Here is a 21,432-nt window from a genome sequence, read left to right on the forward strand (position 1 = left end):
TTCTCATTCCGAGACACCCGGTCCGATCCGCGAGACGATTTCGTCCCAGTAGCCGGGCAGAGTCTCGAATGGTGCGTTTTGTCCGTCACCGTCGCTGTAGCCGCAGCCGTAGTCGCCGACGGCCGTCCGGTCCGTCATGAAGACCGTCCCGGCACCCTGCCAGCGGGCGATACGGACGGCCTCGTCCAGGTGCGTGCGCGGCAGCCCGTGCACCAGGTGGCAGAAGCGCTCGGGAGGGTGGTCCGCCGTCCATTCCGCCACCTGTGACCAGCGGTAGTCCGTCCACGGCCCCGAGAACGTCACCAGCTGGTCCGCGCTCTCGGCGTAGCCGGGATACGGGTGTGTGCCGTGCCCGAGGACCAGGTGGGCGCCGTCCTCCGGGACGCCGGACAGTGTGGTGGTCACGCGGCGCACCCCCGGCAGGTCTGTCCGGTCGCTGGGACAGCGGTCCAGATAGAAGCCGTCGACCCGGTACCAGTCGCGGAACCGGTGCGCGTCGGAGACGAGCTCACCGAAGGAGCGCGCCCCGTACGCCATGTCGATCCGGCCCAGGACGCGCACCCCGGCGTTGCGGAGGCGGCCTGCGGCCTCCAGGCAGTGCGGGTCGGGGCGGTCGCCCGGCCCGTCGGCCACGTTGAGCGCCACCCAGTGCAGCGGCGTACCGGGGCGGTTGAGTTCGCCCCACTCGACGGGGGCGACGAGCGGGTGCGCGTACCCGGGGACCCCGATGCCCATGCGGTCGGCGGCGGTCGCGGCCTGTTGCCGCCTGGGCCTGGTCAGATGCGGCATGCGGCCTCCATCCAGATGTCGGCGAGCGACTCCTCCAGGTTGATCCGGGGCCGCCAGCCGAGGCGGTCGCGCGCGGTGCGCACGTCGGCCTGCTGCCAGCTGCCGCAGCCGTCCGGGTACGGGTACGGGGTTCCCAGGTGATCCGGGGACATCTCGCCGCGTTGCGGCCCCACCGAGGAGAGCACGCTGCCCACTCCGCCGTTGCGCGCGGCCGCCGCCGCGCTGCCCGGGACGTAGCCGGAGGGCGCGTCGAGCTCGTGGAGCGCGCCGCCGTAGCCGGCGACCCTGGCCAGGACGGCGGCGGCGTCCCGCAGCCGGACCGCGCGGCCGGTGCCGATGTTGACGGCGCCCTGCGCGGCGGAGAGCGAGGCCGCGTGCACGGCGCGCGCCACATCGCGTACGTCGACGAAGTCCCGCTGCACGCCGAGGCCGCTCAGCTTCAGCTCGCCGTCCCCGGACTGCATCGCCCGCCGCATCGCCTCGGCGAGGCGGCCCAGCGGCGAGCCCGCCGGCGTTCCGGGTCCGACCGGTGAGAAGACCCGGAGCACGACGGCGTCGAGCCCGGAGCCGAGCACCAGCTCGGTGGCGGCGAGCTTGCTGACGCCGTACGGGCCGCCGGGGCGGGGCACGGCGTCCTCGGCGGTGGACGACCCCGGCTGCGAGGGTCCGTACTCGGCGGCGCAGCCGAGCTGCACGAGCCGCGCTCCGCAGCCGCTGCGGCGCAGTGCCTCGCAGACGGTCGCGACGGCGACGGTGTTGTGCCGGGTCAGTTCGCGGGCGCCGCCGCGGGTGGCGCCGGCGCAGTTGATGACGACGCCGGGGTGCACGGCGTCCAGGAAGCGGGTCAGCGCACCGGGGCTGCCGGTGGCGAGGTCGAACCGTACGTCGGCGTCGTCGCCCCGCCCGAGGGCGGTGAGCTGCACGGCCGGGTCGGCGAGCAGCCGGTCGGCGACGAAGCGGCCGAGATATCCGTTGGCACCCAGCAGCAGCACCCTCATCGCGCGTCCCCTCGGTGCCGACCGGCGGAAGTTGGGGGTTGGGGGGTCATGGTCACGTTCTCCTTCGGGGATGTTGCGGTGAGTGCTGCGGTGTACGCCCGCGGCGTCGGCTCCGCGGGAGGCTGGACGGATTGGTGCGGTCCGGTTCGGTCCGGGTGCGGTGTGGTCCGCTGTGGTGTGGTCCGGTCCGACGGTGGGCCGGTCCGGTGGTGGGCCGGTCCGGTGGTGGGCCGGTCCGGTCCGACGGTGGTCCGGTCCGGTGTGGTCCGGTCCGGTGGTGGGCCGGTCCGGTGTGGTCCGGTCCGGTTGTGGTCCGGTCCGGTGGTCAGGTGGTTGGTCAGTGGGGCGGGCCGTGGCGTCCGTCGGGGCCGTGCCGTCCGTCTTGTCGTTCACGGCCGTCCCTTCGGGCCCCGCCGTCCGGCCCCTTCGGGCGGGGGTCGGCGGTTTCCGGCCGGCCGGCGTGGGCCGAGGTGCGGGAGAGGGCCGCGGTGGCGTGGACCAGCAGGGCGAGCGCGGGCAGGGCGCAGGCGGCGGCGGGTACGGTGCCCGGGCCGCCGGCCCCGACGAGGTACTCGACGGGCCGGGCGAGGAAGCCGCAGCCGGGCAGGCGGGCCGCCAGTACGGCGGCAAGGGCGGTGATCTGTAGGGCGGCAGCGGCGGCAAGGCCCGCCTGCGCGGGGCGGGGAAAACCGTGGACGGTGAGCAGCCGGGCGAGGAAGAGGAGCGCGCCCAGAGCGACGCCGGCGGCGAGAGGGGCCCGGCCGCTGCCCCCGGCCGCGCTCACCACGGCGATCTGGAGACAGAGGAGTACGCCCACGAAGAGCCCGGTGAGGCCGATCAGGAGCGGACGTACCGACGCCGCGAACTCCTCGGTGCCCCGGCTCGTGGCGAGCTTGCGCCGCGCCTGTACGCCGAGGAGGTGCGCGCACCACGCGGCCGGGACGAGGGCCCACGCGAGGGCCACGAGCGTCGTGCTCTCCATCGGCCACGGTCCGTCGGGGCCGCCCGCGACGAGCTGACCGAGCAGCCCGTCGCCGAAGACGGCGTACGCGAGCAGCCAGCACACCCACAGGCGTGCGGCGGGCGCTGTGCGCCCCTCGGCGCGCAGGGGGCCGTGGCGCAGGCACAGGGTGACGGCGACCGCGACGACCAGTACCCCGGTCGCGGCGACCGCCCACCCCACGCGGCCTGTGGTGAGTCGGAGCCCGGCGGCCGTGAGGGCGCACGCGACGCCGGGCAGCAGCGCGTACGCGATCCAGCCGGCGCGCCCCCGGGGCGTACGCGCGGGGGCGTGCACGGCGCTGTCACCGACCCGCGGCACACGTGCGTACAGCTCCTCGGCCAGCGCGAAGACGTCCCGGTGGCGGAAACGCGCGGCGGTCCTGTCGGTCACCCCGTGCGCTTCGAGCCCGGCGGCGATCTCCAGTGGGTCGACGGCCCGCTCGCACAGCTCCCGGTGGCGGTGCATCAGCGCCCGTACCGGGTCCGCGGGTCCACGGCGCGGCGGCGACACGGCGGTGCCGGGGACGGCGGCTCCCGGGCCGGGGTCGGCGGATGCGGGGGCGGGGGCGGCGGATGCGGGGGGGGCGGCCGTCAGCGGGGCGCCGGTGTCCCACGCGCCGGGACTCAGCGGGGTACGGGGGGCGTCCCACACGCCCCCGCCGGGGGCAGCCGGTGTACGGGCTGCGCTCATCGACATGCCTCCTCCACTGACGTTCGGTCCACCGGCCCCGCTCCCGCCCCGAACGCCCCCGGCAACCACCGCAGTTGCGGTCGCGGTCGCGGGGTTCCCGGGCGTGGTCGCGGTCGCCGGCATCGCGGTCGCCGTCCCCGCCCCACTCCCGGAGGCGAGGGTTCCGGGGGGCGACGCGGTCCCCGCCGTGCCCGATGCCCCCGTGGCAGCCGCTGCCCGTGCGGTGGCCGTTGCCCGAACCGTGGCCGCTGCTCCCGTGATGGCCGAAGGCCCCGTACCGGCCGAGGGTCTCGCCGGATCCTGCTGTCCGCCGTGTCGCTCAGACATCCCGCTCCCCCGGTCCCGTCCCGGCGCCCGCGCCCACCCGCTGCGACGCGCTTGCGGCGTCCGCCCAGCCGGGGCCGGAGGCACCGCGCGCCCAGCTGCCCGGTACATGTGCTTCCGCCGGGTGGGCGAAGAGCAGGGGTTCGCCGTCCGCGCCCACCGGTTCGCGCCGTACCGGGCAGTGGGAGATCAGCTCCAGGTAAATGCCTCGAAATGCCGCGAGATTCTGCTCGACGGTGAAGAGTTCGAGCGCGCGTGCCCGCGCCGCCGCTCCCAGCCGTTCGCGCCGCTCGGTATCACGCATCAGCGCCACACAGGCGTCGGCCAGTGCGCGGGGGTTGCGCGGCGGGACCACGAGCCCTGTGCCGCCGATGATTTCGACGACCGCGCCGACGTCCGTCGATACCGTGGCGCGCCCGCAGAACATCGCTTCGACCAGGCTGACCGGGAAGCCCTCGACGACGCTGGAGAGGACGACCACGCTCCCCGCCGCGTACGCGTCCACCAGGTCCGGCACCTCCGGCCCGCCGATCTCCTCGAACGAGACGGGGTTGTCCCCGACGGCGTGCGCGTCGGCCGCCTCGTCGGGGAAGAGCTGGGCGGCCAGGGCCTGGCAGTGCGCGAGATATCCGGCGGCGACAGCGCTTTGCCCGTACGGGTTGTGGACGATGCGCAACCGGGCCCGCGGCTCCGCCTTCCGCACCTCCGCGAAGGCGTGCAGCAGCGAGACGAGGTCCTTCGCGGGCTCCACGCGTCCGACCCAGACGAGCGTGCCCGGGTCGCCTCCGTCGCCGCCCTCGCCCAGCCCCGCGAAGCGCTCGGACTCCATGCCGGGGTAGACCGTACGCAGCTTCGCGCGGTCGGCGCCGCACCGCTCCTGCCACCGCCTGGCGTGCGTATTGCCCGGCGTGATCAGGGTGGCGCGGTCGTACACCTCGGCGGCGAGCTTGCCGTGGAAGGCGGCGAGCAGCGCCCGTACCGGTGCGCTCCGCCCGGTGCCCCCCTCCGCCAGATAGCGGGCCCGCAGCTGTACGCCGTACTCGGTGACCAGCAGGGGTACGCCGAAGAAGCGTTTGCCCAACAGCCCCGGCAGGGCGGCGGAGCCACCGGAAGCCGCGTGGCACAGATCGACGGCACCGAGGCTCCGGTCGTCGTACCAGTCGAGCGACAGGGGCCGCAGCGCGCGCTCCAGCAGGTCGGCGAACGCGAGGTAGTCGGGGACCTTCGCGGCCTGTACGGCGCGGTTGGCACCGGGGGCGCGGCAGGCGGCCTCCAGGGCGCGTACGGCCACTTCGGAGCGCAGGGCGGCGTAGAGCCCGCCGTGCTCCGCGGCCAGCTCCGCGAGCCCGTAGAGCCCGGCGGCGAACCGGTCGCCCGCGCTCTCGTCCTCCTGGGCGCAGATCGCGGCGGCGAGCTCCCGGAAGTGCCCGGCGAACCGGCGCCGTTCGCGCCGCCCGTACGTACGGCCGTCGTCCTGTGGCGCCCACAGCGGTGCGGTACGCACCAGCCGCACGTGGGGCGGCAGCGGGAGCCGGCCCCGCGCCTCCTGGTCGGCGCTGCGGCTCAGGGCGTAGACATCGAATTCGTGCTGCGCGAGCCCGCGCACGAGCCGGTCGCACCAGAGCCTGGAATCACCTGTCGCATACGGGTAGCCACCCTCCGTGAGCAGTGCGATCCGCACGGGCACACCCCCGATCTCCCTTGTGGGCGGCCACCGTTGGTCCGGCGACTCGCAGCGGGACCGACCGTATGCGGACATGACGGTGACGCGACGGACGGTTGTCCGTCGCGCCACCAAAAGGGGTGAACCCGCGTAACTTTCACCCCGCCGTAGCGTTCTGTCGCGCTAAGGGGAATTTCCGTTACGGAGTGTCAGGCTGCGGCCAGCGCGCGCCGGGGGCCGGCTGTCGGCTCAACTGCCGGGAAAGACCCATGCGTTGGGCTTGCACCGGATGCCTCCGATGTCCAGCGACTTCGTCTGCTGCTGCATGATCGGCGCGAGTTCGCCGGGCGTCTCGCAGTTCTTGTGACCGTGTCCGAGCCGGTGGCCGACCTCGTGATTGATGAGCATCTGCCGGTACGCGAACATCTTGTCCTTGCCGAAGGTCGGCGCCCCCTGCGCCCACCGGAAGGCGTTGATCATGACCCGCTCGGTCGCCGCGGAATCGCACGAGACATTGCCGGAAAGCGTGTCGAGACCGGACTTCGCGCACCACTCGCCGGTGGTCCCGGGGCTCGCCAGCGTGACGACGAAGTCGGGCCGGCCGGACGAGATCCGCTCGAACGTCATCGCACCGTTGTGCGCCCAGCTCCGGTCGTCGTTGAGCGTCTCCTGCACGGCGCGGGCGAAGAGGGCGCCGTCGAGGCGCAGCCCCTTCTCGACGTCCACCCGGTAGGTGTACTTCTGCCCCTTGCCGGGCGCCTTGTCGAACCCGCCGATCGCCTGGAACTCGCCCCGGCCGGTGAGCTTCGGGGCGATCGGGTACGTCCGGGACATCTGCTGGTCGTACGTCGCCGGGGCGGCGGCCGCCTGCTCCCGGGACGGCGTCGGCCGGGGGTCGGAACGTGAGGCGTCGCTCTCGCGGGTGGCCCGGTCCCCGGCCGCCGGGGCGGCCACGGGGTCCTTCTCGCCCTGGGCGACCTGTCCGGCGACGACCACGGCGAGCACGGTGGTCACCGCGGCGGCGGCGACGCCGGTGAAGGCGCGCCCCTTGCCGCCCCTGGCAGGTCCGTCGTCGTACGTGTCCGGAGAACCGCCGTCGCCGTCACCGGCGGCAGCCGTCTCGTCCCGCTCCCGGTCGGCGCCCGCGCCGGAAGGACCGGTCGCCGGCACCCTCCGCCGCGGTGCGTCGAACGCCTCGACGAACTCCTGCCGGGGCCCCGGAATGCGCGCCCCGGCCGCCGCGTAGCGGGCCTGCGGCTGCGGCGGGCCCTGCGCCGCCCCCTGCCGGTCGCCGTACCTGCCGTCGGGCGCGGCGCCCCAGCCGCCGCCGGGCTCGCGCTGCTCGGGGTGGCCACCGCGCACGTGCGGCACCCCGTGAGCGGGGGTGCCGCCGTACTGCTGTTGCCGCTCCTGTGGCCGCCGGGGGGCGGACGCGGCCTCGTAGTCCGCGGTTCTCGCACGTCCGCGCCGTCCACCCGGTGCGTCCGGACCTGCCGGCGCCTCCTCGGCGGGCCCCGGTATGGCGGGTTTCCCGGCAGCCCCCTTGGGTGCGGGGCCTCGGCGACTATGACGTCCCACGCGCCGGATCAGCTCCTGCCGCTGTCATTGATCAGTTCCCGGACAGCGCTGGCGACCGCCTCCGGATATTCCATCATCGCCACGTGACCGGCGTCGGGCATGGTCAGCAGCCGCGAATCACGGAACGCCGCCGCCGCCCTGCGCGCCATACGGTACGACACGAGTTGATCCCGCCCTCCGTACACGAGCAGCGTCGGTGCGAGCACCCGCTCCGCCTGCCGCCACAGACCGTGCTGCCCGCCCAGGGTGTACGCGTCGACGATGCCCCGCGCCGAACGCGTCATCGCGTCCCAGAAGTACGGCAGTTCCAGCCGCCGTTCCATCTCCTGGACGGCGTTCTGGAAAGCCTCGGGCGTGACGGCCTCGGGATCGCCGTAACACAGCGCCATCACGCCGCGCGTCCGCTGCTCCGCGGTCCAGTCCTTGCTGAGCCGGGCGAACAGGGAGGCGACCCCCGGCAGCGCGAGCAGCCCGGTCGGCACCGCCGTGCGCTGCACCCGGATTTCGGGGAGGGCGGGCGAGACGAGGGTGAGGGTGCGCACCAGGTCGGGCCGGACGGCCGCGACGCGCGTGGCGACGGCGCCGCCCAGCGAGTTGCCGAAGAGGTGGACCGGTCCGCGTCCGCTCGCGTCGAGCAGCCGGATGCAGGCGCGGGCCTGGCCGCTGACCGAGTAGTTGCCGTCGTCGGGCGGCGGGGAATCGCCGAAACCGGGCAGGTCGACCGCCTCGCCGTCCACCTCGTCGGCGAGCAGCGGCATCAGGGCCGACCAGTTCTGCGAGGATCCGCCGAGTCCGTGCACGTACAGCGCGGGCGGCAGTCCGGCGCGGGCGGCGGGCCGCGCCCGTACGTGCAGCGTCAGTCCGGGGAGCGTGACGGTGCGCAGCTTCTCGCCCTCGGCGACCCGCACCGCGCTGACCCGCGGCACCGCGGTGGCAGCTGCGAGGCTGGATCCGGGCAGCTCGGTCGAAGACATGCGGCAATGTTACGAGACGATCACGCACTGAATCGTGTGTTCGCCGTCACAGATCTACCCTCGGAGGCAAAGGGCGTACGCGCCGGCCCGTGCTTCCTCCCGAAAGGCAGTTCCGCATGCCACTCGATCCGACCGACCCGGAGACTTTCGCAGAGGCGGACGAAGAACCTCTCGAAGAAGAACCGGACGAGCTCGACAACGACGCCTCCGAAGCCGACGCCGCGGAGCAGCGCACGGCGTGGCTGGAGGCTCACGACGCTTCCCCCACCGGCATCGACCGGGGCGAGGCGACCGACGGAGACGCCGCGGAACAGGCCCGCGTCGTGGCCCTGGACGAGGACGACTACCGCTGAGCGGCCTTCCGTGGCTGTCCGGTCCGTGAAATTCTCCGTCCGCACCGCGCGCACCCGGGTTACCCAAAAGTACGATGGCGGGCGCGGCGCACACGGCGCACGGAACGGCCGTGCTGTTGAAAGGCCGCGACAATGAAAGACATGGGAGGCGGCGTGACAGCCACCGAGCAGACAGAGGCGGCACGCCCACGCGGCACACGCCTGCCCCGCCGAGCCCGACGCAATCAACTCCTGGGCGCGGCGCAGGAGGTCTTCGTCGCACAGGGGTACCACTCCGCGGCGATGGACGACATCGCCGAGCGAGCCGGTGTGAGCAAGCCGGTCCTGTACCAGCACTTCCCGGGAAAACTGGAGCTGTACCTGGCCCTGCTGGACCAGCACTGCGAGTCGCTGCTCCAGGCGGTGCGTACCGCTCTCGCCTCGACCACGGACAACAAGCTCCGCGTAGCCGCGACGATGGACGCCTACTTCGCGTACGTCCAGGACGAGGGCGGCGCGTTCCGTCTGGTCTTCGAGTCGGACCTGACGAACGAGCCCGCCGTGCGCGAGCGGGTCGACCGTGTGTCGCTCCAGTGCGCCGAGGCGATCAGTGAGGTCATCGCGGAGGACACCGGCCTGTCCAAGGACGAGTCGATGCTGCTGGCCGTCGGTCTCGGCGGGGTGTCCCAGGTGGTCGCCCGCTACTGGCTCTCCAGTGGCAGCACGATCCCGCGCGACACCGCGGTGCAGCTGCTGACGTCGCTCGCCTGGCGCGGCATCGCGGGCTTCCCGCTGCACGGCAGCGAGCACTGACGCGGGAACGGCGGGCGTACGTTCCGGGGCGCGTCCGGGGCGTGTCCGGTACGCGTACCGCGCGCGTCCCGGATCTGTTCCCGGGCGTGTTCGCTTCTGGCGTGCGGCGTCGGAGCGTTCCGTGTCCCCTCACCGGGCTAATGTGTGCTGCGTACGGCGCGACGACCGCGCACCGCAGCACTGACCGTCGGAGGGACATAGCCGTGGAGGTCAAGATCGGCGTGCAGCACGCGCCCCGGGAGATCGTTCTGGAGAGCGGGCAGTCCGCCGAGGAGGTCGAGCGCTCGGTATCCGACGCGCTGGCCGGCAAGGCGCAGCTGCTCAGCCTCAAGGACGACAAGGGCCGTACGGTCCTCGTCCCCGCGGACCGGATCGCCTACGTGGAGATCGGCGAGCCGGCGACGCGCAGGGTGGGCTTCGGCGCGCTGTAGGCGCCGGCTGCCGGGCGGCGCGAGCGGCTCCGGCAGCACCACACCGCATCACCACAGACGGAACCGGCCCGGTGGGACTTCCCACCGGGCCGGTTCCGTCTGTTCGTCTGTCTTGTCCTCCGGGCCGGCTGTCCTGTCCTCCGGGCCGGCCTGCTCGACCGGCCGGCGGAGGGTTGCCTTCCGCAAGGTGGGGGTAGTACGGGCTGTGACCCATTCGCACCTGGCCGCACGGGAGGAACCCACGTGATTCTGGAAGCTCTCGGCTCCATCGCCCTCGGCTTCGCCCTCGCCTGGGCGGCCGCCCACCGGCTCGGGGACCGGCTGCCCGAACGGCGCGTGGTCCTGGCCGCGGGCCCGCTCGGGGCCCTGTTCGGCGCGTACGTCACGCACTCCGCACTCGGCCCCGGCCATGTCGTGGCGACGCTAGTCGGCGCGGTGGCGGTGGGAGCGGTACTGCTCTCGCTCCTCATCCGCCCCAGGGGTCGCATCCGCCGTTCAGCGGCGGCGTAACGCCCGTTCGCGGGCTTACGCCGCCAGCCCGAGCGCCGCCATGCGCTTGGTGTGGGCCTCGGTGATCCGGGAGAACATCCGCCCCACCTCCGCCAGGTCGAACCCGTCGGCGACGCCGCCCACGAGCATCGTGGAGAGCGCGTCACGGTCCGCCACCACCCGCTGTGCCTGGGAGAGCGCCTCGCCCATCAGCCTGCGGGCCCACAGCGCGAGGCGGCCGCCGCAGCGCGGGTCGGCCTCGATCGCGGCGCGCACCTTCTCCACCGCGAAGTTCCCGTGGCCCGTGTCGTCGAGCACGGCGAGGACCAGCGCGCGGGTGTCCGAGTCGAGCCGCTCCGCCACCTCGCGGTAGAAGTCACTGGCGATCGAGTCACCGACGTACGCCTTGACCAGGCCCTCCAGCCAGTCGGACGGCGCGGTCTGGCGGTGGAAGTCGTCGAGCGCCTTCGCGAAGGGCTCCATCGCGGCCGTCGGCTCCTCGTCGATCGCCGTCAGCCGGTCCCGCAGCCGCTCGAAGTGGTGGAACTCCGCCGACGCCATCTTCGCGAGCTCCGCCTTGTCGGCGAGCGTCGGGGCGAGCTTGGCGTCCTCGGCGAGGCGCTCGAAGGCCGCCAGCTCTCCGTACGCGAGTGCGCCCAGCAGATCCACGACCGCGGCGTGGTAGTTCGGCTCGGTCGACGCCGTGGCCCAGTCCTGGGCGGCGATACCGGTGCGGGGTGTCTCTTCGGGTGCAGTGGCGTTGTCAGGCGTCTCCATGAACCGCACAATAGCCCGCTCTCCCCGGTCCGTAAGGGCCTGGTCAGCAAGCACGGTCACCCCGATCCGGGAAATCGTACCGACACACCTGCGCGAATCCGGGGTACAGTGGTAATGCGCCTCGCAAAGTGCCCAAGGCATTACGCGGCGCATCTGAATGAGGATGCCCGGTCGGTGGCCCGATCGGCTCCGACCCGACAGCCCTCCACGCGGGGCGTACCAAGGCGTACGACCGCAAGATGAGGGGCCCCCTCAGCGACACGAGCGCTTGAGCGAAGGCACGTGGTCCCGCGCCTCCCGGCCCGTTTTCGGCCGGACGAGAACCAGGCACGGTACGACCCCCCTCGTTCGCCCCGCGTCGCGTCTCACAGAAGAGGCAGCACCCTGACTACGTTCCGAGACCTCGGGATCCTTTCCGAGACCGCCGAGGCCCTTGAGGCCGTCGGCATCATGTCCCCCTTTCCCATCCAGGAGATGACGCTCCCCGTCGCGCTTTCCGGCAGCGACGTCATCGGCCAGGCCAAGACCGGCACCGGCAAGACGCTGGGCTTCGGCCTGCCGCTGCTGGAGCGCGTGACCGTCCCCGCGGACGTCGAGGCCGGCCGGGCGGCGCCCGAGAAGCTGACCGAGGCCCCGCAGGCGCTCGTCGTCGTACCCACCCGTGAGCTGTGCCAGCAGGTCACCAACGACCTGCTGACCGCCGGCAAGGTGCGCAACGTCCGTGTGCTCGCCATCTACGGCGGCCGTGCGTACGAGCCGCAGGTCGAGGCGCTCAAGAAGGGCGTCGACATCGTCGTCGGCACCCCCGGGCGTCTGCTGGACCTCGCGGGCCAGAAGAAGCTCGACCTCTCCCACGTGCGTTCGCTCGTGCTCGACGAGGCCGACGAGATGCTCGACCTGGGCTTCCTGCCCGACGTCGAGAAGATCATGAAGATGCTGCCGCCGAAGCGTCAGACGATGCTGTTCTCGGCGACCATGCCGGGCGCCGTCATCGGTCTGGCCCGCCGGTACATGTCGCAGCCGACGCACATCAGCGCCACGTCGCCCGACGACGAGGGCGCGACAGTCGCGAACATCACGCAGCACGTCTTCCGCGCGCACAACATGGACAAGCCGGAGCTCGTCTCCCGCATCCTCCAGGCCGACGGCCGCGGGCTCGCGATGATCTTCTGCCGTACGAAGCGCACCGCGGCGGACATCGCCGAGCAGCTGGAGAAGCGCGGCTTCGCCTCCGGCGCGGTCCACGGCGACCTCGGCCAGGGCGCGCGCGAGCAGGCGCTGCGCGCGTTCCGCAACGGCAAGGTCGACGTGCTGGTCTGCACCGACGTCGCCGCGCGCGGCATCGACGTCGAGGGCGTGACCCACGTCATCAACTACCAGTCGCCCGAGGACGAGAAGACGTACCTGCACCGCGTCGGCCGCACCGGCCGCGCGGGCGCGAAGGGCATCGCCGTCACGCTGGTCGACTGGGACGACATCCCGCGCTGGAAGCTCATCAACAAGGCGCTGGACCTGCCGTTCGACGAGCCGGAGGAGACGTACTCCACTTCGGCCCACCTGTACGAGATCCTGAGCATCCCCGCCGGCACGAAGGGCATACTGCCCCGGGCCGACCGGACCCGCGCGGGTCTGCGCGCGGAGCAGGTCGAGGACCTCGGCGAGACGGGTGGCCGGGGGCGGAAGTCCGCACCGGCCGCCGCAGCGCCGGCCGCCACGGAGGAGCGTGCCCCGCGTACGCCGCGTCAGCGTCGCCGTACGCGCAATGGCGCTCCGGTGGCGGACGAGGCGATGGCGGTTTCCGCACCCGCCGAGACGCCGAAGGCCGCTGCGGCTCCCGAGGCCGCGGAGGCTCCCGTCGAGCCCCGCACGCCGCGCCGCCGTCGCCGTACCCGCGCGTCCGAGGCCGTCGTGGAGACGGTGGAGGCCATGGTCCCCGCCCCTGCCGAGGAGCCCGAGGCCCCGAAGCGCACCCGCCGCCGCATCCGCGCCGCCGACACGGCCGTGGACACGGTCGAGGCCACGGTCCCGGCCCCCGCCGAGGAGCCCGAGGCCCCGAAGCGCACCCGCCGCCGCACCCGCGCCGCCGACACGGCCGTGGACACGGTCGAGGCCACGGTCCCGGCCCCCGCCGAGGAGCCCGAGGCCCCGAAGGCGCCCCGTCGCCGTACCCGCGCCGCGAAGCCGGCCGAGGCGGTCGCCGAGGCCGCCGTGGCCGCCGACGCCGAGGCCGCTCCGGTCAAGACGCCCCGCCGCCGCACCCGCGCCGCGAAGCCCGCCGAGGCCGCCGAGGTCCCCGCGTCTGCCGAGGCTCCCGTGGCCGCCGACGCCGAGGCCGCTCCGGTCAAGACGCCCCGCCGCCGCACCCGCGCCGCGAAGCCCGCCGAGGCCGCCGAGGTCCCCGCGTCCGCCGACGCGGAGGCCGCTCCGGTCAAGGCACCGCGGCGCCGCACCCGTGTGGCCGCTGCCGCCCAGCCGGAGAGCTGAGCAAGCGCCGGGTCCTGCGCAGGCAGGTCCCGTACCGACGGCCCGGTCCCCGTTCGCGGGGGCCGGGCCGTCGGCGCGTTAGCCTCGTCGCATGAGCAGGCCGCCCACGTTCACCCCGCCCCCCGGCAGTCGCGCGCTCACCCTGCGCACGCCGCGCGGCGTATTCGCCGCACTCGAAGCGAAGCCCCGGCACGCGGAACCGAGAGGCACCGCGCTGCTGCTGCCCGGGTACACCGGGAGCAAGGAAGACTTCATCGCCATGCTGGTGCCGCTCGCGGAGGCGGGCTACCGGGCCGTGGCGGTCGACGGGCGCGGGCAGTACGAGTCCGAGGGTCCGAGCGGCCAAGAGGCTTACTCCCGGCGCGAGTTGGCACTCGACGTACTCGCGCAGGCGGAGACGACCGGTGCGCCCGTACACCTCGTCGGACACTCCCTAGGCGGCCAGATCGCCCGGGCGGCCGTGCTGCTGGACGCCTCGCCGTTCGCCTCGCTGACGCTCATGTCGTCGGGCCCCGCCGAGGTTTCGCCCGCCCAGCAGCAGAAAATCGCCCTGCTGACGCAGGCCCTCGGAGTCATGACGATGGATCAGGTCTGGGAGGCCATGCGGGCACTCGATCCGCCCGAGGACACCGACCTGGACGGCACCGCCCTGCACGCCCGCTGGCTGCGGCACAATCCCGCCCAGCTCGTCGCCACCGGACGGCAGTTGACGGCCGAACCGGACCGCGTGGCGGAACTCGCCGCCGCGGGAATGCCGGTGCACGTGGTGTCGGGGAGCACGGACGACACCTGGCCGGTGCCCCTGCTCGACGACATGGCCGAACGGCTCGGCGCGGACCGGACGGTGATCGACGGCGCCCAGCACTCGCCGAACACCGACCGGCCGGAGGCGACCGCGAAGGCACTGGCGGGGTTCTGGGACGCCCTGGGCGCCGTGTGACGCCGGCCGCCGGCCGCTGACCACCGGTCGCCGGCCGCCGGTCGCGGCGGACCTCCACCGGTCACCGGGCCCCGGCGGCTAGTACTGCGCCTGAAGGTGCTGCCAGAAGCCGTCCCGCAGTGCCCGCCGCAGGTCGGCGTGGCCGCGCAGGGACCGCTGGAGCAGCCGCTCCGCCTCCACCAGGAGCTCCTGGTCCACGGAACCCGGCAGGTACGGGTGGCCCGGCAGCAGATCGGCCAGCGATTCACGGCCCCGCGCCCCGAGCCACGCCGCCGCGATCTGAGCGCCGATGAAGCGGACGTCCTCGCGGGAGGGCCGCGGGGTGCCCTCGTTCTCGTACGTCGTCACCGGACGGCGTGTGACGTACGGCTTGCAGAAGTCGAGGTCGAACGTGCGCTGGCTGTCGACCTCCCACAGGAGCGGCTCCGCCTGATTGCGCCCCTCCCCCGCCTCGATGCCCCAGAGGTGGACGCGCGCGCCGTACCCCTGCGCGGCCTCGACCGCCGACACCAGGTCCTCGTCCCCGCCGACCAGCGCCGCGTCGCTGATGGCGCGGTGCCTGGCGAGCGACTCCAGGTCCGTACGGATCAGGGAGTCGACGCCCTTCTGCTGGTTGTTCGCGTTGAGGTTGCCGAGGCGCACCTTGACGTCGGGAAGCTCGGCGATCGACTGCTGCTCGGTGGTGTGGATGCGGCGCCTGGCTCCGTCGTACCAGTACACCCGCAGCAGCCTGCTGTCCGCGAAGATCGTCCGGGCCTTGTCGATGAACGCCTCGATCATCCCTTCCGCGTCGAGGTCGAAGGACCTGCGGTCCTCGGTCCCGGTCACGAGCAGACCGGCAGCCGCGTAGACATACCCGGCGTCGACGAAGATCGCATGGGTGGAGGGGGTCTTCGCCACCTCGGCGAGCATGCGCTGGAGCAGCTCGTTGGTGCGTTCCAGGCGGGCGGTGACCCTGGCGAGTTCGGTGGGGCCCGAAGGCTGTGCGTCGTCCATACGGCTCTCATTGTCCGTGGCGTGAGCGAACGGGCACAACCGGTGCCACTACCAGCGAGTATTTAGATAGTCGAAAGTTTTCCTTAGCGTAGGGAATGAATGCGATGGGCACACGGTTGTAACCGTCAGAGAACGCGGGGCGCCTAGCCTCGTGGTCCCACACACAGTTCTCCAGCAGGAGGATCAGACGAAGGGAGAAGCCTTGCGCTTCGAAATCATGCGCCTGGACGACGTCGACGGCTCCGCCGTTGACAGCACCGTCGTGGACGCCGCCTCCGTCAACCGGATCGTGCAGCAGGCCGCCTCTGTCGGCCAGCGCATCTACATCCGCCCGGCCGAGACCTCGGCTTCATAACACTCTGTAGTGGTTTGTTTGGTGAGGTAAGCGCCCCCGTACACCTGTACGGGGGCGCTCGTGCGTCAGGTACCGGGTCAGCTTCCCCGGATCACCTGCGTGACACCGTTGATGATCTGCTGGACCGCGATCGCCGAGAGCATCATGCCCGCGAGGCGCGTCACCAGGACCACGCCACCGTCCTTGATCACGCGGATGATCAGCAGCGAGTACCGCATGGTCAGCCACAGGACCACGTGCATCGCGACGATCGCCGCCCAGACCGAGACCTGCGCCTTGGCGCTCCCGGCGTGCTGTACGGCGAGGATCACGGAGACGATGGCGCCCGGGCCCGCCAGCAGCGGCATCCCCAGCGGTACGAGGGCGACGTTGACGTCCTTGGTCTGCGTCGGCTCGTCGGTCTTTCCGGTGAGCAGGTCGAGCGCGATCAGGAGCAGCAGCAGGCCACCCGCGATCATCAGCGCGGGCACGGAGACGTGCAGATAGTCGAGGATCTGCTGGCCGAGCAGGCCGAAGACGGCGATGACACCGAAGGCGACAGCGACGGCCTGCCAGGCCATCCTGCGCTGCACCTTGGCAGGCCGGCCGGAGGTCAGGGCGAGGAAGATCGGGGTGATCCCCGGAGGGTCCATAATCACAAAAAGCGTGAGAAAGAGGGATCCGAAAACGGCGAAGTCGAGCACAGTGAGCCTTGCGAGAAGAGGGTCTTACGAGGGGAAATGCGGAGTGACCGGGCCACGGGCTGCGGAGCCGCGAAGCCGTACGGCCACCGGGGGGAAGAGCGGTGGAGCTACGGCAGGAGACGTCCGCCGGCGCCCGGCACCGGGAACGCGCCGGTCGCACGCCGGGTGATCTCGCCGTAGATCTCGGGGTCCGTCGTGTACTCCCCGAGCCGCACGGTCTTGCGGCTGCCGTGGTAGTCGCTGGACCCGGTCGCCAGCAGCCCGAGCTCGGCGGCGAGTCCCCGCATGCGCGCACGGGTCGGCTCGTCGTGGTCCATGTGCTCGACCTCGATCCCGTCGAGGCCGGCGGCGGCGAGCGCCGCTATCGCGCTCTCGGGGACGGTGTCGCCACGCTTGGCGGCGCCGGGGTGTGCGAAGACGGTGACACCGCCGGCCGCCTTGACCAGGCGGATCGCGTCGAAGGGGTCGAGTTCGTGCTTCTCGACGTACGCCCGGCCGCCGTTGGCCAGCCAGTCGGACGTGAAGGCGTCGGAAACGGTCTCCACGACGCCGAGTTCCACCAGCGCCGAGGCGATGTGCGGGCGGCCGACGGAGCCGTCCCCGGCGATACGGGCCACCTGCTCCCAGGCGATCGGCACGCCCAGCTCCCCGAGCTTGCCGACCATCGCGCGGGCGCGCGGTACCCGGTCGTCACGGACCAGTTCGCGCTCGCGCGACAGCTCGGGTTCGTCCGGGTCGAAGAGGTACGCCAGCATGTGCATTCCGATGCCGTCGAGACGGCAGGAGAGCTCGGCGCCGGTGACGAGGGTCAGGCCCTCGGGGAGCGCGGCGATCGCTTCGGCGTGGCCGCGCGTCGAGTCGTGGTCGGTGAGCGCCACGACGTCGAGTCCGGCCGCCGCCGCGTTGCGCACCAGCTCGGCCGGGGTGTCCGTGCCGTCCGACGCCGTGGAGTGGGTGTGCAGGTCGATGCGCACGACGCTTGACTCCGGGGATCGGCGGGACGGGGGACCGGTCAAGGATAGCCGGGATTCGAACGCCGCCGGGTCCGCCGGGCGCCTCCCCCGGCCGGGCCGGCCCGACCCCTCCCCCGGGCGCCGGGGTCAGGACAACAGCCGCGGTGAGAGTGCCCCGCACGGTACGAGGTCCACCTCCGCGCCCGCCTCACGCAGATCGGTCAGTATCAGCTCGTCGTACAGAATCAGGCCCGACTGCTCCGGCCAGACGATCGCCCACAGCCACAGACCGCACGCCTCGCCCGCGAAGACGGCGCGGTCGTCCGGGGTGCCGGACAGATGCCACAAGGGCGTGGGCCGGCCGGCCGCGAGGAGTTTGACCTGCGGTGGTTTGTCCATGCTCATGTACGCGCCGGGGTCGGGCCCCTCCACGCCCGCGTAGCGCGCGCCGAGACCGACGCCGAGCTCCTCCGCGATCAGCAGTATCTCGCCGAGTCCGCCGAGCGGCCCGGGTCCCGAGCAGGCGACGGCCGTGGCACGCGAGCCACTGCGGTCGTCACCGGCGCAGGTCACCCCGGTGAACAGCCAGCCGACGGGCAGCGGCCACGGCATCCAGACCGGGACCTTGGCACGCTTCACCGCCACGGTGAGGGCCTCGACGCTGGGCGGGATCACGGGTTGCTGCGGATGCACTGTCCCGTGCACATCGCACTGCCAGGAGTCGGCAAAGAGACCGGGCGCCCTGACCCGGCCACCGCACTTCGGGCAACTGGGTTCGCCCCTCATAGGCCCCAACGGTCCTCCCCGGCCGTCGCCGCGTCAAGGACGATCACCCGTCCGGAGCGCGCCTCCCCTTCCGAATATTAGATGCTGTTTGCATCCATTGGTCTCTCCAGCGCCTTCATCAGCACGCACAACACCGCTTGCGCGGAACTCGCCCCGGGCGTCTTCGACGCGCTCCGGCCGGTCGCCGAGCGCCGGGCAGGGCTACGCCCGCCGGTATCAGTCGAGCGGCACCGACGCCCGCAGCGGGTCGCGCAGGTCCGTACCGTGCGTGAGCCAGCGCTCCTGGAGCTCCTGGGCGCCCTTGACCCGCTTCCACGCGGCCTCGTTCGGCGTCATGGGCAGCAGCGGGAGGAAGCGCACGGGGTCCATCGGGGCGTCCAGCTCCAGGTCCTCGACCAGACCACCGGACTCCGCGACGAGTACGGAGCTGAAGGGCGCCCCCGGCCACAGCGGCTCCCCCAGGTCCAGCGAGGCCCCCGGCGCCACGATCACGCCCTCGACCTGCGGGGACGCCGCGAGGACCGCGAGTGGCCGCAGTACCTGGTCGGTGTCGGCGAGACCGGCGCGTACCGACAGGACCAGTTCGGCGCGCGGGCCCTTCACCGGGTCGGCGAGAACGGCGGTCGGGTCGGCCATCGGCTGGGCCGACATGCCGAGGGTGGCGTAACGGATGACGTCGCCGTCGACGAAGCGCAGTACCTCCATTCGGTCGGTACCGAGGAACGTCACCGCGGCACGCGCGTCCGGTTCGCCCAGAGCCGTACGCAAACGGGCTTCGACCAGCGCAAGAACTTCTCCCATGCCGCGAGCATAAGTCGCGTACGGAACGGGCAAAGGGAGAGCCTTGACACAACAGTGGGCTGATAGTCTTGGCCGCTGGTCAGGGCAGCACGCAGAAGCGTGGCTTTCGAGCCCCGACATCACGTCATCCCCCACGGGGGACCGGCCGGAGGAGGTGGGGCTGCGGTGGATCGAAGTCGTCCAGGCAGTACCAACCGCTCTTCCGCACCGTCAGTGTTCCCCGGGGCCTGAAGCCCTTCGTACCCGGTCGCCAACCGGTAAAACCCATGGGGCTCACGGCATTTCGCGCGACGGAAGAGCACTTCGTTTTTGCCTGATCCGTGTCTGAGCGAACGCCGTCACCGCGTCCCGCGGTGCCGCCCGCTTTGCCGACGTACGGCCGCCCCGACGCCGTGGCCCGCACGTCTCCATTCCGGGCAGTGCCATGCCTCGCAGACGGCTTCTCCGTGAAGGAGCCCGCCATGTCGATGATCCGTGACCTGCGCGCAGCGGTCCGTCCGTCCCTGCGCAAGAGCAGCGCCGTGTACAGCAGTTACGACACCACCCGTGACCCGTCCGCGAGCAGCGCGGTCGTCGACTGCGCGGTCTACCGCGACGGGCGCCGGGTGAAGGACGCCGAGTGCCTGACCCCGCACGAGGCGATGATCCGCGTCCGGGAGGGCGGCGGCTTCGCCTGGATCGGCCTGCACGAGCCGACCGAGGCCGAATTCGCCGGTATCGCGGCCGAGTTCGGGCTGCACCCGCTAGCCGTGGAGGACGCCGTACACGCACATCAGCGGCCGAAGCTGGAGCGTTACGACGACACCCTGTTCACCGTCTTCAAGACGATCCACTACGTCGACCACACCGAACTGACGGCGACGAGCGAGGTCGTGGAGACCGGTGAAGTGATGTGCTTCACCGGCAAGGACTTCGTCATCACCGTGCGGCACGGCGGCAAGGGTTCGCTGCGCGCACTGCGCCACCGGCTCCAGGACGATCCGGAGCTGCTCGCCAAGGGGCCGTCGGCGGTGCTGCACTCGATCGCCGACCATGTCGTCGACGGGTACATCGCGGTGGCGGCGGCCGTGCAGGACGACATCGACGAGGTCGAGATCGATGTCTTCTCCGCGCCCGCCAAGGGAAGCCCGCGTGGCACCGACGCCGGCCGGATCTACCAGCTCAAGCGGGAGGTCCTGGAGTTCAAGCGGGCCGTCGCGCCACTGCTGCGGCCGATGCAGCAGCTCAGTGAGCGGCCGATGCGGCTGATCGCCCCGGACATCCAGAAGTACTTCCGCGACGTCGCCGACCACCTCGCGCGAGTGCACGAGGAGGTCGTCGGCTTCGACGAGCTGCTGAACTCGATCCTCCAGGCCAACCTCGCGCAGGCGACCGTCGCCCAGAACGAGGACATGCGCAAGATCACGTCCTGGGCGGCGATCGTGGCCGTACCGACGATGATCTGCGGTGTCTACGGCATGAACTTCGACCACATGCCGGAGTTGCACTGGCGGTACGGCTATCCGCTGGTGCTGGGCTCGATCGTGGTGGTGTGTGTGTCCATCCACCGCACGCTCAAGCGGAACGGCTGGCTCTGACCACGAGCGCCAGACCGGCCAGGATCACCAGCAGCGCGGGGTAGGCGGCCACCGGCGGCAGCTGCCCCAGCCAGAGCGCGGCGATCAGGGCGGCGCCCGGGGTCTCCAGGAGGATGGCCGTCGAGGTGACGGAGGGGCCCAGGGTGCTCACGACACGGTTGAGGAGCGAGTGGCCGAGGAGCTGGGCGGCGGCGGTGAGCGCGGCCAGCTGGAGCCAGGTGGTCGCGCTGTACCCGCCGAGGTCGGCGCCCGCCACCAGGCAGGTGCCCAGCAGGATCAGGGCGGTCGTGGAGTAGCAGACGTAGGTGTACGCGGTGGTGCTCACCGTCCGGCGCACCTCGGCCCCGAGCAGGACGTACCCGGCTGCCGCGACGCCGCCGCCGAGGGCGAGCGCGTCGCCCGCGAGAGCGCGGGGGGAGAGCGTCATGTCGACGCCGGTCAGGATGACGACGCCGACGACGGCGAGCACGGTCCCGGCCCACACCATGCGGGGCGGCCGGTGGCCGCGCATCCGCAGCAGGATGGTCGTCCAGATCGGGGTGGTGGTGCACAGCGCGGTGGAGGACGCCACGGAGGTCATCCGCAGGCTGGGCAGCCACAGCCCGAAGTGCAGGGCGAGCAGTGCGCCGGCGGCGACGGCGAGCAGCAGCGGCCTGCGGCCGATGCGGCGCAGCTCGTCCCGGTGCTTGAGCAGCACCACCGGGCTCAGGACGCCGACCGCCATGGCGTTGCGCCAGAACGCGATGGCGAGCGCGGGAGCGGCGGTCGCCGCGATGAGCGGCGCGGAGAACGACACGCTGGCCACGGCCACCCCGAGCAGGACGAGGTCCACGCGGGGCGCGGTGTGGAGTCCCGGGGACGGCGGAGCGGGCGCGGTGGGCGCGGTGGGTGTGACGCCGTCGGTGCGGCGGGCGGTTGCTGGCACGGGGATCACGGTAAGGGGCATCGCCGCATTACGGAACTGTCCTGAGCCATCGGTCGTCGCCCGGCCACTCC

At 72.5% G+C, this 21,432-nt stretch carries 21 protein-coding genes; 8 read left to right on the top strand and 13 right to left on the bottom strand.

The window, feature by feature from the left end:
- Nucleotides 1-3 precede the first annotated feature (3 nt).
- The 6 genes from AS594_RS12245 to AS594_RS12270 form a co-directional block, all read right to left on the bottom strand.
- A complete protein-coding gene (locus AS594_RS12245) occupies nt 4-789 on the bottom strand; it encodes a spherulation-specific family 4 protein (RefSeq protein WP_069927061.1) in 786 nt (261 codons plus the stop codon).
- Entirely contained in the window at nt 777-1,787 is a 1,011-nt protein-coding gene (locus AS594_RS12250) for an NAD-dependent epimerase/dehydratase (protein WP_069927062.1), read from the bottom strand. The genes AS594_RS12245 and AS594_RS12250 overlap by 13 nt, the downstream gene beginning before the upstream one ends.
- A 337-nt stretch (nt 1,788-2,124) precedes the next feature.
- Nucleotides 2,125-3,480 (bottom strand): hypothetical protein, encoded by a 1,356-nt coding sequence (locus tag AS594_RS12255; RefSeq protein WP_176733144.1) that lies wholly within the window; start codon nt 3,478-3,480, stop codon nt 2,125-2,127.
- A 319-nt stretch (nt 3,481-3,799) separates the two neighbouring features.
- A complete protein-coding gene (locus tag AS594_RS12260; protein WP_069933931.1) occupies nt 3,800-5,485 on the bottom strand; it encodes a DUF3492 domain-containing protein in 1,686 nt (561 codons plus the stop codon).
- A gap of 231 nt (nt 5,486-5,716) precedes the next feature.
- Complete coding sequence (locus tag AS594_RS12265) at nt 5,717-7,045, bottom strand: DUF3152 domain-containing protein (protein ID WP_069932993.1); 1,329 nt, start codon at nt 7,043-7,045, stop codon at nt 5,717-5,719.
- A gap of 8 nt (nt 7,046-7,053) precedes the next feature.
- The gene (locus AS594_RS12270; protein WP_069927065.1) at nt 7,054-8,019 is read right to left on the bottom strand and encodes an alpha/beta fold hydrolase; all 966 of its coding nucleotides are present in this window, start codon (nt 8,017-8,019) and stop codon (nt 7,054-7,056) included.
- 116 nt (nt 8,020-8,135) lie between these two features.
- Here AS594_RS12270 and AS594_RS12275 point away from each other — a divergent pair, with 116 nt between their 5' ends.
- The 4 genes from AS594_RS12275 (at nt 8,136) to AS594_RS12290 (ending at nt 10,105) form a co-directional block, all read left to right on the top strand.
- Nucleotides 8,136-8,372, top strand: a complete 237-nt coding sequence (locus AS594_RS12275; RefSeq protein ID WP_069927066.1) for a hypothetical protein — start codon at nt 8,136-8,138, stop codon at nt 8,370-8,372.
- A gap of 153 nt (nt 8,373-8,525) precedes the next feature.
- A complete protein-coding gene (locus AS594_RS12280) occupies nt 8,526-9,164 on the top strand; it encodes a TetR/AcrR family transcriptional regulator (RefSeq protein ID WP_069930470.1) in 639 nt (212 codons plus the stop codon).
- Nucleotides 9,165-9,367: 203 nt separating this feature from the next.
- Nucleotides 9,368-9,595, top strand: coding sequence for a DUF3107 domain-containing protein (locus tag AS594_RS12285; protein ID WP_069927067.1), 228 nt, complete (start codon nt 9,368-9,370; stop codon nt 9,593-9,595).
- Between the two features lie 243 nt (nt 9,596-9,838).
- On the top strand, nt 9,839-10,105 hold the full coding sequence (locus tag AS594_RS12290; protein ID WP_069927068.1) for a hypothetical protein: 267 nt from the start codon (nt 9,839-9,841) through the stop codon (nt 10,103-10,105).
- A 15-nt stretch (nt 10,106-10,120) separates the two neighbouring features.
- Here the strand turns inward: AS594_RS12290 and AS594_RS12295 are convergent, their stop codons facing one another.
- The gene (locus tag AS594_RS12295) at nt 10,121-10,861 is read right to left on the bottom strand and encodes a ferritin-like fold-containing protein (protein ID WP_069930471.1); all 741 of its coding nucleotides are present in this window, start codon (nt 10,859-10,861) and stop codon (nt 10,121-10,123) included.
- A gap of 450 nt (nt 10,862-11,311) precedes the next feature.
- Between AS594_RS12295 and AS594_RS12300 the strand changes: the two genes are divergently transcribed.
- Together AS594_RS12300 and AS594_RS12305 are read left to right on the top strand one after the other, a co-directional pair.
- Entirely contained in the window at nt 11,312-13,345 is a 2,034-nt protein-coding gene (locus tag AS594_RS12300) for a DEAD/DEAH box helicase (protein WP_240508994.1), read from the top strand.
- Nucleotides 13,346-13,436: 91 nt separating this feature from the next.
- A complete protein-coding gene (locus tag AS594_RS12305) occupies nt 13,437-14,285 on the top strand; it encodes an alpha/beta fold hydrolase (RefSeq protein ID WP_069927070.1) in 849 nt (282 codons plus the stop codon).
- Nucleotides 14,286-14,363: 78 nt separating this feature from the next.
- On the opposite strand, the gene AS594_RS12310 is transcribed toward AS594_RS12305, so the two are convergent.
- Nucleotides 14,364-15,281, bottom strand: a complete 918-nt coding sequence (locus tag AS594_RS12310) for an NYN domain-containing protein (protein ID WP_069927071.1) — start codon at nt 15,279-15,281, stop codon at nt 14,364-14,366.
- A 202-nt stretch (nt 15,282-15,483) separates the two neighbouring features.
- Between AS594_RS12310 and AS594_RS44635 the strand changes: the two genes are divergently transcribed.
- Nucleotides 15,484-15,636: a hypothetical protein gene (locus tag AS594_RS44635; RefSeq protein ID WP_093799180.1), complete on the top strand. Its 153-nt coding sequence runs from the start codon at nt 15,484-15,486 to the stop codon at nt 15,634-15,636.
- A 77-nt stretch (nt 15,637-15,713) separates the two neighbouring features.
- Here AS594_RS44635 and AS594_RS12315 read toward each other — a convergent pair whose 3' ends face one another.
- The 4 genes from AS594_RS12315 to AS594_RS12330 all read right to left on the bottom strand — a co-directional run bounded on the left by AS594_RS12315 (nt 15,714) and on the right by AS594_RS12330 (nt 18,859).
- Complete coding sequence (locus AS594_RS12315; RefSeq protein ID WP_069927072.1) at nt 15,714-16,319, bottom strand: MarC family protein; 606 nt, start codon at nt 16,317-16,319, stop codon at nt 15,714-15,716.
- A 107-nt stretch (nt 16,320-16,426) separates the two neighbouring features.
- On the bottom strand, nt 16,427-17,293 hold the full coding sequence (locus AS594_RS12320; RefSeq protein WP_069927073.1) for a PHP domain-containing protein: 867 nt from the start codon (nt 17,291-17,293) through the stop codon (nt 16,427-16,429).
- A 126-nt stretch (nt 17,294-17,419) separates the two neighbouring features.
- Entirely contained in the window at nt 17,420-18,058 is a 639-nt protein-coding gene (locus tag AS594_RS12325) for a DUF6758 family protein (RefSeq protein ID WP_069927074.1), read from the bottom strand.
- 216 nt (nt 18,059-18,274) lie between these two features.
- Complete coding sequence (locus AS594_RS12330; RefSeq protein WP_069927075.1) at nt 18,275-18,859, bottom strand: suppressor of fused domain protein; 585 nt, start codon at nt 18,857-18,859, stop codon at nt 18,275-18,277.
- Between the two features lie 461 nt (nt 18,860-19,320).
- Here AS594_RS12330 and AS594_RS12335 point away from each other — a divergent pair, with 461 nt between their 5' ends.
- Nucleotides 19,321-20,436 carry a magnesium and cobalt transport protein CorA gene (locus tag AS594_RS12335; protein WP_069927076.1) on the top strand — a complete coding sequence of 372 codons (1,116 nt, stop codon included), beginning with the start codon at nt 19,321-19,323 and terminating at the stop codon, nt 20,434-20,436.
- Here AS594_RS12335 and AS594_RS12340 read toward each other — a convergent pair.
- Nucleotides 20,414-21,382 carry a DMT family transporter gene (locus tag AS594_RS12340; protein ID WP_079144650.1) on the bottom strand — a complete coding sequence of 323 codons (969 nt, stop codon included), beginning with the start codon at nt 21,380-21,382 and terminating at the stop codon, nt 20,414-20,416. The genes AS594_RS12335 and AS594_RS12340 overlap by 23 nt on opposite strands.
- Between the last annotated feature and the right edge of the window lie 50 nt (nt 21,383-21,432).

The sequence above is a fragment of the Streptomyces agglomeratus genome, from assembly GCF_001746415.1.
GTDB classification, from domain to species: domain Bacteria; phylum Actinomycetota; class Actinomycetes; order Streptomycetales; family Streptomycetaceae; genus Streptomyces; species Streptomyces agglomeratus.